Annotated in this window: 14 protein-coding genes and 4 tRNA genes; 11 read left to right on the top strand and 7 right to left on the bottom strand. The window is 66.9% G+C overall.

Annotated elements, in window-relative coordinates; all coding sequences use genetic code 11:
* Positions 1-9: 9 nt before the first annotated feature.
* Complete coding sequence (locus DZG09_RS12010; RefSeq protein WP_205529155.1) at positions 10-1416, top strand: aminomethyltransferase family protein; 1407 nt, start codon at positions 10-12, stop codon at positions 1414-1416.
* Between the two features lie 161 nt (positions 1417-1577).
* Positions 1578-1994 (top strand): acyl-CoA thioesterase, encoded by a 417-nt coding sequence (locus DZG09_RS12005; RefSeq protein WP_162893301.1) that lies wholly within the window; start codon positions 1578-1580, stop codon positions 1992-1994.
* A gap of 49 nt (positions 1995-2043) precedes the next feature.
* Here the strand turns inward: DZG09_RS12005 and DZG09_RS12000 are convergent, their stop codons facing one another.
* Positions 2044-3042 carry a pirin family protein gene (locus tag DZG09_RS12000; RefSeq protein ID WP_119697934.1) on the bottom strand — a complete coding sequence of 333 codons (999 nt, stop codon included), beginning with the start codon at positions 3040-3042 and terminating at the stop codon, positions 2044-2046.
* A 225-nt stretch (positions 3043-3267) separates the two neighbouring features.
* Here DZG09_RS12000 and DZG09_RS11995 point away from each other — a divergent pair.
* The 5 genes from DZG09_RS11995 to DZG09_RS11975 all read left to right on the top strand — a co-directional run bounded on the left by DZG09_RS11995 (position 3268) and on the right by DZG09_RS11975 (position 4175).
* Positions 3268-3340: transfer RNA gene (locus tag DZG09_RS11995), tRNA-Gly, on the top strand.
* 57 nt (positions 3341-3397) lie between these two features.
* Positions 3398-3471 (top strand) — tRNA-Cys (locus tag DZG09_RS11990).
* A gap of 26 nt (positions 3472-3497) precedes the next feature.
* A tRNA-Val gene (locus DZG09_RS11985) sits at positions 3498-3569 on the top strand.
* A 57-nt stretch (positions 3570-3626) separates the two neighbouring features.
* Positions 3627-3699, top strand: a tRNA-Gly gene (locus DZG09_RS11980).
* 131 nt (positions 3700-3830) lie between these two features.
* On the top strand, positions 3831-4175 hold the full coding sequence (locus DZG09_RS11975; protein ID WP_119697933.1) for a hypothetical protein: 345 nt from the start codon (positions 3831-3833) through the stop codon (positions 4173-4175).
* A 10-nt stretch (positions 4176-4185) separates the two neighbouring features.
* On the opposite strand, the gene DZG09_RS11970 is transcribed toward DZG09_RS11975, so the two are convergent.
* Positions 4186-4575, bottom strand: a complete 390-nt coding sequence (locus DZG09_RS11970) for a four-helix bundle copper-binding protein (RefSeq protein ID WP_240423984.1) — start codon at positions 4573-4575, stop codon at positions 4186-4188.
* A gap of 118 nt (positions 4576-4693) precedes the next feature.
* Here DZG09_RS11970 and DZG09_RS11965 point away from each other — a divergent pair, with 118 nt between their 5' ends.
* The 3 genes from DZG09_RS11965 (at position 4694) to DZG09_RS11955 (ending at position 7814) form a co-directional block, all read left to right on the top strand.
* On the top strand, positions 4694-5068 hold the full coding sequence (locus DZG09_RS11965; protein WP_119697931.1) for an ankyrin repeat domain-containing protein: 375 nt from the start codon (positions 4694-4696) through the stop codon (positions 5066-5068).
* Positions 5069-5316: 248 nt separating this feature from the next.
* Positions 5317-7260, top strand: coding sequence for a threonine--tRNA ligase (gene thrS, locus DZG09_RS11960; protein ID WP_240423997.1), 1944 nt, complete (start codon positions 5317-5319; stop codon positions 7258-7260).
* The gene (locus DZG09_RS11955) at positions 7257-7814 is read left to right on the top strand and encodes an HIT family protein (protein WP_119697929.1); all 558 of its coding nucleotides are present in this window, start codon (positions 7257-7259) and stop codon (positions 7812-7814) included. The genes thrS and DZG09_RS11955 overlap by 4 nt, the downstream gene beginning before the upstream one ends.
* An 83-nt stretch (positions 7815-7897) precedes the next feature.
* Here the strand turns inward: DZG09_RS11955 and DZG09_RS11950 are convergent, their stop codons facing one another.
* The 5 genes from DZG09_RS11950 to DZG09_RS11930 form a co-directional block, all read right to left on the bottom strand.
* Positions 7898-9088, bottom strand: coding sequence for a metal-dependent hydrolase family protein (locus DZG09_RS11950; protein ID WP_119697928.1), 1191 nt, complete (start codon positions 9086-9088; stop codon positions 7898-7900).
* A gap of 97 nt (positions 9089-9185) precedes the next feature.
* Positions 9186-9974 (bottom strand): ABC transporter permease, encoded by a 789-nt coding sequence (locus DZG09_RS11945; protein ID WP_119697927.1) that lies wholly within the window; start codon positions 9972-9974, stop codon positions 9186-9188.
* Complete coding sequence (locus DZG09_RS11940) at positions 9971-10732, bottom strand: ABC transporter permease (protein ID WP_162893300.1); 762 nt, start codon at positions 10730-10732, stop codon at positions 9971-9973. The genes DZG09_RS11945 and DZG09_RS11940 overlap by 4 nt, the downstream gene beginning before the upstream one ends.
* A 44-nt stretch (positions 10733-10776) precedes the next feature.
* Positions 10777-11589: an ABC transporter ATP-binding protein gene (locus DZG09_RS11935; RefSeq protein WP_119697925.1), complete on the bottom strand. Its 813-nt coding sequence runs from the start codon at positions 11587-11589 to the stop codon at positions 10777-10779.
* Positions 11586-12632 carry an ABC transporter substrate-binding protein gene (locus tag DZG09_RS11930; RefSeq protein WP_162893299.1) on the bottom strand — a complete coding sequence of 349 codons (1047 nt, stop codon included), beginning with the start codon at positions 12630-12632 and terminating at the stop codon, positions 11586-11588. Before DZG09_RS11930 ends, DZG09_RS11935 begins: the two co-directional genes overlap by 4 nt.
* Before the next feature lie 372 nt (positions 12633-13004).
* Between DZG09_RS11930 and DZG09_RS11925 the strand changes: the two genes are divergently transcribed.
* Positions 13005-14027 (top strand): adenosine deaminase, encoded by a 1023-nt coding sequence (locus DZG09_RS11925; RefSeq protein WP_119698018.1) that lies wholly within the window; start codon positions 13005-13007, stop codon positions 14025-14027.
* Positions 14028-14033 lie beyond the last annotated feature (6 nt).

The following is a 14033-nucleotide window of genomic DNA, read 5'->3' as shown; positions in this document are numbered from 1 at the left end:
GAGGACGCCGTGCCCGAGAACACCCTTCAGTCGATCGTCGACGGCCCGCGGGGCATCGTCGACCATCTCTACTCGCTGGCGCCGAAGAACGCGCTCAACATCTTCGGCGTGATGATGCCGAACGACCGCGTCCGCCAGGAGTACACCACGTGGCGCGACGAGCAGCTCTCGTGGCGCGAGGGCGTCGCTCTGCATGATCAGAGCTACCACATGCACAGCCTCCGGGTGACGGGACCGGATGCCGTGAAGCTGCTCGAGTCGCTCGCGATCAACTCGTTCGCCACCTTCGCCGTGGGGCGGGCCAAGCAGTTCGTCGCCTGCTCGCCAGAGGGGCACGTGATCGGGGACGCCATCCTGTACTACCTCGACGAGGGTGATCTCGCGGTCGTGGGCAACCCTGCGACCACTGACTGGGTCGAGTACAACGTGGAGATCAGCGCTCTCGACGTCGGCTCCAGGCTCGACCCGCTCTGGTCGCTGAACGAGGAGAAGAAGCGCGACTTCTACCGCTACCAGGTCGAGGGGCCGAACGCCTACGCGCTGCTCAGCGAACTGCACGGCGGTGAGCTGCCGGAGATCAAGTTCTTCCGTGCCGGTGAGATCTCCATCGCCGGTCGTTCGGTTCGTGCCATGCGGCACAGCATGGGCGGCGTGTACGGACTGGAGCTCTCGGGGCCGTGGGAGGATCGCGACGTCGTCAAGCGCGCGCTCGTCGAAGCGGGGAAGAAGCACGGGCTGCGCCGGATCGGATCGCTGGCGTACTTCAGCACGGTGATGGAGTCCGGCTGGTGGGCCGTGCCCTTCTCAGCCGTGTATTCGAGCCCCGCACTGAAGGGGTACCGTGAGTGGCTCTCCGATCGCAGTGCGTCAGCGCGCATGGCGCTCGGCGGCAGCTACTACTCGCCGAACGTCGAGGACTACTACGCGACGCCGTGGGACCTGAACTACGGCCACATCATCAAGTTCGACCACGAGTTCGTCGGTCGCGAGGCACTGGAGAAGCTCGCTGACCAGCCTCATCGCCGCAAGGTGACCCTGGTGTGGAACCCCGAGGACTTCGCGAACGTGTACGCCCGCCTCGTGCACGATGGTCCCACGGCGAAGCACATCGATCTGCCCGTTGCGGCGACGGGCAGGCTGCACTACGACAAGGTGCTCGGATCGGATGGCGAGCTGGTCGGGCACGCCACCTACCCGGCGTACAGCTACGGCGAGCGCCTGATGATGTCGCTCGGCAGCATCGACGAGTCCATCGAGGACGGAACCGAGCTCACCCTGATCTGGGGCGAGGACGGCGGAGGCAGCCGCAGTCCGGGCAGAGTCGAGCCCCATGAGCAGGTGGCCATCAGGGTGACGGTCGCACTCACGCCGATCAGCGCGGCCGCGCAGGACTACCGGAAGACGCTGACTGCGTAGGCTGCGTCTCCTCGGACTCCGGGCGAGGCGGCGCGCTTGTACGTCGCAGTGGGAGACTCGAAGGCGAGCCGGGTCATCCGGCAGAGCAGACGTGTCGTCGGCGACAGTGAAGCCGGGCTCACCGCCCGTCGAGCGCCGATGCAGATGGAAAGGCGATGCGCATGTTGAAGAACACCCTCTCTCGGCGGGTCGAATGGGGTGACTGCGATCCGGCGGGAATCGTCTTCAATCCGCAGTTCTTCCGCTGGTTCGACCACGGCACCACGATGCTCTACGAAGCCACGGGGATGCCGAAGCAGGAGATGCTCGCCTCCCATGGCGGAGCCGGATGTCCGCTGGTGGAGACGAAGGCGACCTTCCGAGCGCCGTGCAGCTACGGCGACGACGTCGAGATCACCAGTGAGATCGTCGAACTCGGCACCAAGAGCTTCCACATCAGGCACACGCTGACGAAGGACGGCGAGGTGCGCGTGGAGGGGTTCGAGACCCGCGTATGGACGGTGCACGACCCGGAGCGGGGGCTGCGCGGTGCACCGATACCCGAAGAGCTCGCGGCGATGTTCCGCGGCGGGAGCTGACCGTCGGCGTGCGACGGACGCTCTGGGCACGGTCTCGCGTCGGCTGAGGCTACTCGCGGGGGCGCAGGCGGGCGTTCGGCAGAGCAGGCGCGGGAAGCGGCGCCGGCTGCTCCGGCGGGAAGTCGCCGAACAGCGGGGGAGCGTCGGCATCATCGGAGTTCGCGGGCTCGAAGCCGAGCTCCGCTTGGTAACGACGACGGAACTCCTCGATCTCCTCATGCGTGCGGCCGACGAAGTTCCACCACATCACGATCTGCTCGCCGAGCGGCACGCCGCCGAGCAGAACGGCGCGCGCTCCCGAACTTCCCGCCGAGAGCCGGAGGGAATCGGATCCCGCAGGAACGTAGGCCAGCCCGTGCTGCGCCGTCTGCGTGCCGTTGACCCGGATGTCGCCGGTCTCGGCGAGCACGGCGAGCTCGAAGTCGGTGCGCACCTCGACGGTGACGTCGGCACCGGGGGAGAGGATCAGCTCGGCGCCGAGCAGATCCGGCGTGCGGGTCTCGACGGGGGAGGTCGAGCCGGCGAGCGAGCCGATGAAGACGCGAGCGGTCAGCCCGGGCACAGTCGTCACCGAGGGCGGCGCGTAGTGCTCGAAGTGATTGTCACCGAAGCGCGTCGCCTCCGGCAGCGCGTACCAGAGCTGCACGCCGTGCAGGACGGTTGTGTCGGGCGTGGAGATCTCCTGATGCGTGATGCCGCGGCCCGCGATCATCAGGTTCAGCTCGCCCGGCCGGATCGTGGCGGCGTTCCCGCCGGAATCGAGGTGATCGACGCGGCCGGAGAACAGCCACGAGACGGTCGCGAGGCCGGTGTGAGGGTGCCGAGGCACATGCATGCCGCCGGTGCGCGAGACATCGTCCGTGCCGTAGTGGTCGACGAAGCACCACGAACCGACGAGCGAGCGTCGGCGCTGCGGAAGCGTGCGCGACACCGGCATCGCGCGCGGTCCGCCCAGCGGAACGGACCGCGGTTCGAGCACCTCCACGTCGGTGCACGGCTCGCCGGCGTCGAGGACCTGTACGCGCGGGTCGTGCTCGTCGTTGCTCATTCCGGCCTCTTCTCCTCGGTGGCGCCGTCGTCACTCCATCTTGCTCCCGCCCGGCCGAGATCGCACGATCGGAGCAGGTGTGGAACTATCCGGAACCGAGGCAGCGCGGTGAACGTCCGCGGAACGGCGCGTGACGCGCCCGGGTGTCCCGCTCGGTTTGGCGAAGACGACACGAATGCGTATAGTTTTACGAGTCGCCGGTGAGGAAACGAACCGGACGGCGATGCGGATGTAGCGCAGTTGGTAGCGCATCACCTTGCCAAGGTGAGGGTCGCGAGTTCGAGTCTCGTCATCCGCTCGAGTGTCAGGCTTCCTCTTCGGAGGGAATCGGCACGCGGGTCATCGATCCCCCCGCGGTGGCGTGGCCGAGAGGCTAGGCACCGGCCTGCAAAGCCGTTTACACGGGTTCGAATCCCGTCGCCACCTCCACTCTTTCAACTGAACAGCCTTCACAGGCGCGATTAGCGCAGCGGTAGCGCGCTTCCCTGACACGGAAGAGGTCACTGGTTCGATCCCAGTATCGCGCACGACGACTTCATCCCCGGCGCTGCCGGGGATTTTTCGTCCGGAGCACTGGTTCCTGTGCGGATGTAGCGCAGTTGGTAGCGCATCACCTTGCCAAGGTGAGGGTCGCGAGTTCGAGTCTCGTCATCCGCTCTCAATCGAAGCACTCGACGCCTCGGGAGCTTCGTCTCATCTGCCGCAATGTTGCGGTGTGTTTCGCGTGAGATGACGGGCGCTGATCGACGCACGTAGCCTCGGAGCATCCGATCCTGAGGAGCAACCCCGTGAACACGCCGCTGCCACATCTTTCGTCCGTCGAGGTGACGGAGCGTGCGGTGTGCATGTGCGCGCACGGCGGTGTCTGCTCCTCGCTCGCCCCGGGTCACTCGCTGCACCTGATCCAGGCGCGTCTGGCGTCGGCGACGCCGACCCGCTGGGCCGACGCGATCGTGACGGAGATCGACCGCGTCGACGGCACGATCGGGTTGCGCGAGCTCACGGGTGCTACGCGCACCGTCTGGCACGCAGGCTCTGTGGACGTCACGGTGGGCGCGCCCGTCGCGCTGCACCGCGACTACGACGTGCTCGCGGTCGGACGCGTGCAGTACAACGTGGCGCCGCTGAGCTGAACGACGGTCGTCAGGCTGAGGCCATCATCGACTCGCGCATCTGCATGCACGCGTCCATACACGCCTTGCAGGCCTGAGCGCACATCCGGCACACGTCGCTGGTGTCGGCGTGCTCCATGCAGGAGTCCATGCCCACCTGACACATCGCTATGCACGCGTCGAGCATCGACATCATCGCCGCGGGCGTCATGCCCTGCATGCGCATCATGCTCCGCATCATCGTGTTGCACATATCGGCGGTGTTCATGCAGGCGGGCGCGCAGTCCATGCCCTGAGTCGAGCACACCGTACACGCCTGTTCGCAGGCGGAGCACGCGTCCATGCACGCCTGCATCATCGACATGTCCATCTTCTCCATGCCCGGCATCTTCATGCTCGGGGAGGCCGTGTCCATCATCATCGCGTCCATCTCACAACCGTCCGTTCTGCTCATCCGAAACGGGCGGGTCGCCCGCCTGCGGCCAGAGTACGCCCGGCGGTGGAGACAATCCACTGCTGGTCTCGATAGCATTGGTGCCATGACGGAGGAACTGCCTGACGAGGTGGTCGAGTTCGGGAACCGGATGTTCGACCTCGCCCGCGAGGGCGACGCGCAGCTGCTCGCGTACATCGACCAGGGCGTCGATGCGGACCTGACGAACTCGCTGGGAGACACGCTGCTGATGCTCGCCGCCTACAACGGCCGCACCGAGCTGGTCGCGGGGCTCATCGAGCGCGACGCCGATGTGAACGCACTCAACGACCGTGGCCAGGCGCCCGTCGCCGGTGCCGTGTTTAAGGGATACGACGATATCGTCGGCCTGCTGATCGAGGCCGGAGCCGACCTCGATGCGGGAACTCCGAGCGCGCGCGATACGGCATCGATGTTCGGCAGGACCCTGCCAGGCACCTGAGCGGCCCGCGGGCGGCGCCGGAACACGACGAATACGCGCCAGCAGAACCTCGGAGAATGCGCAGAACCTCGGAGCGAAAGGTGCCAACGGCTCCGAGCTTCTGCTGTTCCTCCGCGATTCTGCGCCACAGCAGGGGCGACGGATAGCTCGCGACGCTCGGCTCCGAGTTCGTGACCGCAGGCGATGGCTCGTAGAATCGTCTGGTGACCACAGGATTCGATCTGTTCCCCGAAAAGAACGTCGTCGCCATGCGCGTCGACGGCACGCTCACCGACCTCGCCGCGGAGGTCACGGACACGCAGACGACCGAGTCGGTCACGATCGACAGCGAGGACGGCCTGAACATCCTGCGCCACTCGACGGCGCACGTGCTCGCGCAGGCGGTGCAGCGCATCAACCCGGCAGCAAAGCTCGGCATCGGACCGTTCGTCACCGACGGCTTCTATTACGATTTCCAGGTCGATGAGCCTTTCACCCCGGATGATCTCAAAGCGATCAAAAAGGAGATGCAGCGGATCGTCAAGGCCGGGCAGCGGTTCGTGCGCCGCTCGATCACCGACGACGAGGGCCGAGCAGAGCTGAAGGACGAGCCGTTCAAACTCGAGCTGATCGATCTCAAGGGCGGCAAGAAGGAAGCTGCAGAGGGCGCGAGCGTCGAGGTCGGTGCGGGCGGTCTGACCATCTACGACAACGTCGACCCGAAGACGGGCGAGACGGTGTGGGGCGACCTCTGCCGCGGCCCGCATGTGCCGTCGACGCGCATGGTCGCCAACGGCTGGGACCTGCTGCGCATCGCAGGTGCGTATTGGCGCGGCAACGAGAACAACCCGCAGCTGCAGCGCATCTACGGCACCGCATGGGCGACCAAAGACGATCTGGTCGCGTACAAGGAGCGCCTCGCCGAGGCTGCCAAGCGCGACCACCGCAAGCTGGGTCGCGAGCTCGACCTGTTCTCGTTCCCCGAGGAGATCGGATCCGGTCTGTCGGTGTGGCACCCGCGCGGCGGCATCGTCCGCGGCGAGATGGAGCAGCACGCCCGGCGCCGCCACATCGAGGGCGGCTACTCCTACGTCTACACACCGCACATCACCAAGAGCGACCTGTTCGAGACCTCCGGGCACCTGGAGACCTACGGCGACGGCATCTGGCCGGCGATCCGGATGGATGAGGAGCGCGACGAGGAGGGCCACGTCACCAAGCAGGGGGCGGACTACTACCTCAAGCCGATGAACTGCCCGATGCACATCACGATCTACAAGGAGCGCGCGCGCAGCTATCGCGACCTGCCGCTGCGCTACGCGGAGAACGGCACGGTGTACCGCAACGAGCTCTCCGGCGCACTGCACGGGCTCACCCGTGTGCGCGGCTTCACGCAGGATGACTCGCACCTGTTCGTCACCGGCGAGCAGCTCGAGGGCGAGGTCACGAAGGTACTCGAGTTCATCATCTCGATGCTGCGCGACTTCGGGCTCGACGACTTCGAGCTCGAACTGTCGATGCGCGACGACGAGAAGTCGAAGTGGATCGGCTCCGAGGAATTCTGGGAGTACTCGACGAACGCGCTGCGCAACGTCGCGGTGGCGAGCGGACTGAAGCTGGTCGAGGTGCCAGGCGAAGCCGCCTTCTACGGACCGAAGATCGATCTGAAGACCCGTGACGCCCTCGGTCGCGTCTGGCAGCTGTCGACCGTGCAGGTCGACCCGAACCTGCCGGAGCGCTTCGGGCTGGAGTACACGGCTGCGGACGGATCGAAGCAGCGGCCGATCATGATCCACCGTGCGCTGTTCGGCTCGATCGAGCGCTTCTTCGCCATCCTGCTCGAGCACTACGCCGGCGACTTCCCGCTCTGGCTCGCGCCGGTGCAGATCATGGGCGTGCCCGTCGCCGACGAGTACGGCGACTACCTCAACGACGCGGCCGAGAAGTTCCGCGCAGCCGGGGTGCGGGTCGAGGTCGACCACTCCGATGACCGGATGCCGAAGAAGATCCGCACGCACACGACGCAGAAGGTGCCGGTGATCATGATCGCCGGCGAGCAGGACCGCTCAGCTGGCACTGTGTCGTTCCGCTTCCGCGACGGCTCGCAGCGCAACGGCATTCCCCTCGACGAAGCCGTCGCGCTGATCAGCGGACTGATCGAACGGAAGCAGCTCGTGCTGAGCGAGACCGACGCCGTGCAGGAGTCTGTGTGACCGACCCCCGCGACGACTACGCCCAGCTCGAGCCGGAGAGCGAGTTCGGCGGCACGCCCGACGCGTTCCAGCGACTGTGGACGCCGCACCGGATGGCGTACATCCAGGCGGGCGCCGACGTCAACCGGGGGAGCGGCTGCCCGTTCTGCGCGGCGCCGGGCAAGTCGGACGAGGACGGCCTGATCGTGCACAGGGGAGACAACGCGTACGTGCTGCTGAATCTGTTTCCGTACAACTCGGGTCACCTGCTCGTATGCCCCTACCGGCATGTGGGCATGTACGACGAGGCGAACGACCACGAGGTCGCGGAGATCGCGCACCTCACCCGGGTTGCGATGGGCGTTCTGCGCGCCACGTCGCGCTGCGACGGATTCAACATCGGGATGAACCAGGGCGAGGTCGCCGGCGCCGGCGTCGAGGAGCATCTGCACCAGCACATCGTGCCGAGGTGGAAGTCCGACGCGAACTTCTTCCCCATCATCGGCCGTACGAAGGCGCTGCCGCAGATGCTCGGCGACGTCCGCCACGCGATCGCCGAGGCCTGGCCGGCATAGCGGAGCCTTCGCGCGCATGTCGGCGCGCAGCATCGGCGACCGTTCTGCGGTCGTCTCCCCGAGGCATCGAGGAGACGGGGTGCTCAGGCGGGCAGCGCTCCCGCGGCGAGACGTCCGCGCGACACGACGGCTACGATGTTCTCTCGCTGCAGGGTCGAGATGTCCTCCCATGGGCGGCCCCGGACGATGAGGAAGTCCGCTCCGAAACCTTCGGTGAGCGTTCCGACCTGTCCGCCCATGCCGATGGCGTCGGCGGCATCGGACGTGGCCGCACGAAGTGCGCGCTCCGCTGACCAGCCGAAGGCCGCAGCCATGGAACGGACTTCCTGCATCTGATCTCCGAAGTCGACGAACTGACCTGACGCATCGGTGCCGAGCACGAATCGAATGCCGGCACGACCCGCGGCATCGAAGTTCCGGTCGCGCAGCGCGACGACTCCCTTGGCCTTCTCCTGAGCCTCGGCCGAGACCGGTCGCCTGGCCTCCGCGATGATGTCGTTGATCAGGAGCGTCGGAGCAACGGGGAGGTTGCGCTCGAGCAGCTCTCCGAAGTGCCGCTCCTCGATGCCCGTGCCGTGCTCGATCGAGTCGACGCCCTCGGCGAGTGCGATATCCACGCCGTCGGCCGTGTGAGTATGAGCGGCGACGGCCATGCCGAGCGCATGCGCCTCATCGACCGTCGCCCGGATCTCCTCGCGCGTCTGGTTGCGCCAGCCGACCTTGTCTCCCATCGAGAGCACGCCGCCGGACGTGTAGATCTTCACTCCGTCCGCTCCCTCGCGCGCCCACGTGCGCACGAGCTTCCGGCACTCGTCAGGGTTGTCGGCGACGGCGTCGCGCACTCGGTAGCGCGGCGGCACGAACAGGTCGCCATGCCCCGCGGTCATGCCGACCATGCCGTGTGTGCGCAGACGGGGCCCCTCGATGACACCGTCATCGAAGGCGCGCTCGACCGCCATCTGCACGGAGTCGGCGGCGAGATCGCGCAGGGTGGTCACACCGGCGCGCAGGCAGGAGATCGCGTTCGCCGCGATGTGGAGGGAGCGCTCCTCAGGCGGCGTGATGATCGGCCACGTCGAAGCGTCAGCGGGCACAGACGAGGCGTTGTAGCCCAGGTGCACATGCGTGTCGACGAGACCCGGGACGATGCTCAGATCGTCGTCCGCGTCATCGCCTGCTGGCTCGGCCGCGAGGATGGCGTCCCCGTCCCACGCAAGCCGGACGACTCCGCGATCCGCGGTTCCGTCCCAGAGTCGGAGAGTGAGTTCGTTCACGGTGTGGTCCTTTCATCTGCGGCCTGTGCGTCACAGCCGATGCCCGCGCCGAGGCGCGCACTCGTGACGGCGCTTCGGTCCTCGAGCGCGTACGCCGTCACGGTGCGACGCCGAGACGTTCGGTGGCAAGCGAGTCGACGATCGACATCACCGCGTATGCGAGCATCGTGACCGCGGTGATCGACACCGCTGCCGCCCACATGTGGGTGTAGTCGAAGCTGCCCGATGCGCGGGAGATCGACCCGCCCAAGCCCTCGCCGGTTGAGAGCCATTCGCCGATCATCGCGCCGGTGACCGCCGCGGGGATCGCCACGCGCGCCGAGGCGAGTGCGGCGGGCACGGCCGTCGGGAGGGCGACCATACGCAGCACCGTCCATGCGTTCCCGCCATAGGCCCGCACGAGGTCACCGTGCTCCGCGGTGACGGAACGGAGACCGTAGAGGATGTTCGCCAGCGACGGCAGGAAGACGACGATCAGCACGATGGCGGTCACGCCGCTCAGCCCGATTCCGAAGATCAGCGTGATGAGCGGAGTGAGCACGATGAGCGGGATGGAACGCAGCACCATGGCAGTCGGCATGACGATGCGTTCGAGCATCGGGGAGACGCTGAACAGCACGGCGAGCAGGAACGCGAACAGCAGGCCGACCACATATCCGACGCCGGCGTCGCGGACGGTGATGCTGAGGTTCGCGGCTACCGCCGCGCGATTCGCCTCGGCGGTCTCTTCCGTGAAGAGATAGGCGAACACGTCCCACGGGTACTTGCCGATGAGCGGGCTGATGTCGAACGCCGCGAGGAAGAGCGACCAGAGCACGAGCGCGACGACGACGGCCAGAAGCAGCACGCTCAGCCGACGCAGCGTGAGCGACAGAGCGGCTCTCATGCGCGCACCTCCTTCGCCCAGGGCGTCAGGAGCCGACCGATCAGAGCGACGAGGCCGTAGCCCGCGAGAGAGATCAGACCGGCGATGATCGACAGCGCCCAGACCCGATCGGGCATGATCTGGCGCTGTGCGGCGTTGAGCGCGACGCCGATGCCCTGATCGATGCCGCCGAGATACTCGCCCACGATCGCGCCGAGGAGGGCTCCAGGGATCGCGATCTGCAGCGCGGTGACGATGGCCGGAACCGCGGCCATGAGTCGAACCTTCCTGATCTGGGTCCAACGTCCGCCGCCGTAGGCGCGCACGAGATCCAGTGCCGTCGGCGTGGCAGCCTTCATACCGAGGAGCGAGCCGACGAGGGTCGTGAAGAACACCAGCAGCGCCGCAAGGAAGACGGCGGACGCCGTTCCACCGAAGATCGCCATGATGATCGGGCCCACCGCGATGATCGGCAGACAGTTCGAGATGACGCCGAGCTGTGTCACAAGCTCTTCCAGTCGCGGCAGCACGAGCACCGACCCGGCGATGAAGAGCGCGATCAGGTTGCCCCACAGGTACCCCTGTCCGGCGCGCGAGAGGGAAGCAGACAGGTTCGTCCAGTAGAAGCCCCAGCCGTCGCGCACGACCGATGACGCCACTGCGGCAGGCGTCGGGAACGATGTGCTGTCGAGAAGCGACGTCGCGATCGTCCATACGACGATCAGCAGGACGATGCCCACCGTTCCGCCGATCCAAGGATGGCCGAGCGCTTCACGCATGCGTGGGAGATGCATCGCACGTGCTGTCGTCTGCGCTGAGCTCATCAGCGCTCGGCCTGGTGCTTGTGGAACAGCAGTCCGGAGAGGTGATCGACGATCTCGTGGAACTCCGGGGTGCGCATCATCTCCATGGTGCGCGGGCGCTCGAAGGGGATCCGCACGAGTTCGATGATGCGACCGGGGCGGGCCGACATCACCGCGACGACGTCCGAGAGCAGCACCGCCTCGGAGATGCCATGGGTCACCATGAGCGTCGTCGCGCTCCGCTCCGTCCAGATCCGCTGCAGCTCGAGGTTCAGCCGCTGCCGGGTCATATCGTCGAGCGCCCCGAACGGCTCGTCCAGCAGCAGGAAGTCGGGGCTCACGGCGAGTGCGCGTGCGATGGAGACGCGCTGTCGCATTCCGCCGGACAGCTGCGCGGGGCGTGCGTTCTCAAAGCCGGAGAGGCCGACGAGATCGATCAGAGCATCGATCCCCTCGTCGTCGCGTCGACGCTGGATCTCCAGCGGGAGACGGATGTTCTTCCGCACCGAGCGCCAGGGGAGCAGCGCAGAGTCCTGGAACGCGATCCCCATCCCCGAGGCGGACTGGCCGGGCTGCACCGAGGCGCCGTTCACGGAGACGGCCCCGTCATCCGGTTTCTCGAGTCCGGCGAGGATGCGCAGCACCGTCGATTTGCCGCATCCGGACGGGCCGAGCAGCGAGATGAAGGACCCGCGGTCGGTGCACAGTTCGACGCCGTCGAGGGCCCGGACTGTCTCTCTGCCCGTGCGGAACGACTTCTCCAGCTGGGACAGCATGATGCCGGCACCATCGCTCCCAGCGGCGTCGCCGATCGAGCCTGCGGATGCTGTCATCGCAGGTCCGGGGCGCTCTCGTAGACGTCCTCGAGGATCGACATGTCGAACAGATCCGCCGCCTCGATGTCGATGTCGGCCAGCGCGAGCGAGTCGACCGTACCCTGCTGCAGACCGTCGGAGATCGTCAGAATCCCGTTCGCGTCCGTCTCCGCTGTCGAGATGAGTTCGTTCTGCTTCTCGACCGCGACGGTGACGGCGTCACGGTCGTACTCCTGGTCTTTGCCGTAGTCGTCGACGACGAGGTCGACGGTGCGCTCCGCATCGGAGAGCGAGGCCTGCCAGCCCTGCACGAGTGCGGTCATCATGGCGACGAGCGCCTCGCGGTCGTTATCGATCGCGTCCTGCGAGGCGATCATCGACTCGCCGATCATGGGGAGGCCCTCGTCTGCGAGCAGGAACTCGACCGCGTCGAAGCCCGAATTGGTCAGCGCGGTGGCGCCCGTCGTGCTGTAGCCGAGGTATCCGTCGACCTGGCCCGTGGTGAGCATGCTCGTGTCGGACAGCGGAACGGTGGTGACGTCGGAGTCGTCCAGCTCATTGGCCGCGAGGAAGGCGTTCCAGACGAGTGTGTTCGAGTCGCTCACCGCGATGGTCGCACCCTCGAGATCCGCGGCGGCTTCGAGCGGGGCGTCGGCAGGGGAGACGACGGCGAAGGGATTGACCTGGTACAGCGTGCCGATGATCTTCACCTGGGCGCCCTGTTCGATCGCCGGCGCGGTGATCAGCGGCGCGCTGATGCCGACCAGGGACTTGCCCGTGGTGACCGCGGCCTCGGCGCTCGTCGCGCCCGAGCCGCCGGCGGTGAGGGTGACCGCGTCGAATCCGGCATCCGTGAAGAGGCCATCGGCATCGGCGAAGTACTCACCGGCGAACTGCTGGTTCTTCAGCCAGGACAGCTGGATGTCCGCCTCGCCGAAGCCGTCCGATGATTCCGCGCCTCCGTCGGATGCGGAACATGCGGTCAGGACGAGCGCGACGGCTGCTGCGGTGCCCAAGGCGGCTGCGAGGCGGCGCCCGCGAGAAGTGGTGGTGACGGTCACATCGAACCTCATGTCTGTCAAGCGCGGCAGGAGCGCGCGTGCGTGCCATATCGCCGTTCGGGAGGGACGGCGCAGGTGCCTGCTGAGCGGGCCCTGCTTCCATCCAACTCGGTGGAGAGCGAGCGCACCATGTGCGATCGACCGAAACCGTGCCCCCTGTGCGCGCCGATCCGTTGTCGAACCGTTCAGCAGGTTTCAGGGATATGACCGGAGAGAGGCGGATGGATGTCACGACTGGGCGATCGGACGACGATGTGCATGCGTGGGTGTGCGGGCTTTGGGTGAATGGACGATGCATGCGGGAGCGACGACTGATTGGCTGTGAGGAGCCGTGTGATCCGCGGCGATCGACTCTTCACGAGGGATGGCGACATGTGGCCGACGGCTGAACTCCACGTCCATATCGAGGGAACCCTCGAAGTGCCGCTTCTGCTCAGGCTCGCCGAGCGCAACGGCATCGACCTGCCCACGACCGATGCCGACCGGCTCCGCTCCCGCTGCTCCTTCTCGCGCCTGCAGGACTTCCTGGACGTGTACTACGAGCATCTCGATGTACTGCGCACCGAGCAGGACTTCTGCGAGCTGATGCTCGCCTACCTCGCGCGGGCAACGGAGTCCGGAGTGCGCCGCGCGGAGATCTTCTTCGATCCGCAGAGCCACACCGCTCGCGGTGTGCCGATGGCTGTGGTCATCGGCGGTCTCTCCGACGGAATCGCTCGGGGGCGTGAGGCCTACGGCATCGACGGTGCACTGATTCTGTGCTTCCTCCGCCACCTCGGCGGCGCTGCGGCGCTGGCGACCCTCGAAGAGGCTCTGCCATACCGCGATGCGTTCATCGGCGTCGGCCTGGACTCCAGCGAGGTGGGATTCCCTCCCTCGCTGTTCGCCGACGCATTCCAGCGCGCGGCCGCCGAGGGGCTGCGCCGTGTTGCGCATGCCGGCGAGGAAGGCGGACCCGACTACGTGTGGGAGGCGCTCGATGTGCTCGGTGCCGAGCGCATCGACCACGGCATCAGAGCGCTCGAGGACGCGGAGCTGATGGCTGCGCTGCGTCGCCGTGCAGTGCCGGTGACCGTGTGCCCGTTGTCGAATCGTGCTCTGCGCACGGCACCGCACGATCTGGCGGAGCATCCGCTGCCCGTCATGTTCGACGAGGGCCTGGTCGTCTCCGTGCACAGCGACGATCCCGCGTACTTCGGAGGCTACCTCGATGCGAACATGGCCGCGCTGAGAGATGCCGGCGTCGTCGACGATGCCGTCGAAGGCGAGCTTGCTGCGAATGCCGTTGCGTCGTCGTTCCTCGGAACCGAAGGCAAACGAGCGCTGTTCGCCGAGATCCGGGCGCACGCCGAAGCGATCGGCGCGCCCGTGCCGTCGCGCGCTGTCGCAGGCTGAAGAGGT

The organism is Microbacterium halotolerans, assembly GCF_003569805.1.
Lineage (GTDB): Bacteria > Actinomycetota > Actinomycetes > Actinomycetales > Microbacteriaceae > Microbacterium > Microbacterium halotolerans.
Note: the sequence above shows the minus strand (reverse complement) of the source record. Positions and strands in the feature narration are given on the sequence as shown.

Bases quoted from the DNA above. Each gene is read 5' to 3' on its own strand.
- DZG09_RS11940 (WP_162893300.1), bottom strand. From the start codon at position 10,732: ATGCGTGAAGCGCTCGGCCATCCTTGGATCGGCGGAACGGTGGGCATC.
- DZG09_RS11945 (WP_119697927.1), bottom strand. From the start codon at position 9,974: ATGAGAGCCGCTCTGTCGCTCACGCTGCGTCGGCTGAGCGTGCTGCTT.
- DZG09_RS11965 (WP_119697931.1), top strand. From the start codon at position 4,694: ATGACGGAGGAACTGCCTGACGAGGTGGTCGAGTTCGGGAACCGGATG.
- DZG09_RS11925 (WP_119698018.1), top strand. From the start codon at position 13,005: ATGTGGCCGACGGCTGAACTCCACGTCCATATCGAGGGAACCCTCGAA.
- DZG09_RS11970 (WP_240423984.1), bottom strand. From the start codon at position 4,575: ATGATGATGGACACGGCCTCCCCGAGCATGAAGATGCCGGGCATGGAG.
- DZG09_RS12000 (WP_119697934.1), bottom strand. From the start codon at position 3,042: ATGAGCAACGACGAGCACGACCCGCGCGTACAGGTCCTCGACGCCGGC.
- thrS (WP_240423997.1), top strand. From the start codon at position 5,317: ATGCGCGTCGACGGCACGCTCACCGACCTCGCCGCGGAGGTCACGGAC.
- DZG09_RS12005 (WP_162893301.1), top strand. From the start codon at position 1,578: ATGTTGAAGAACACCCTCTCTCGGCGGGTCGAATGGGGTGACTGCGAT.
- DZG09_RS11935 (WP_119697925.1), bottom strand. From the start codon at position 11,589: ATGACAGCATCCGCAGGCTCGATCGGCGACGCCGCTGGGAGCGATGGT.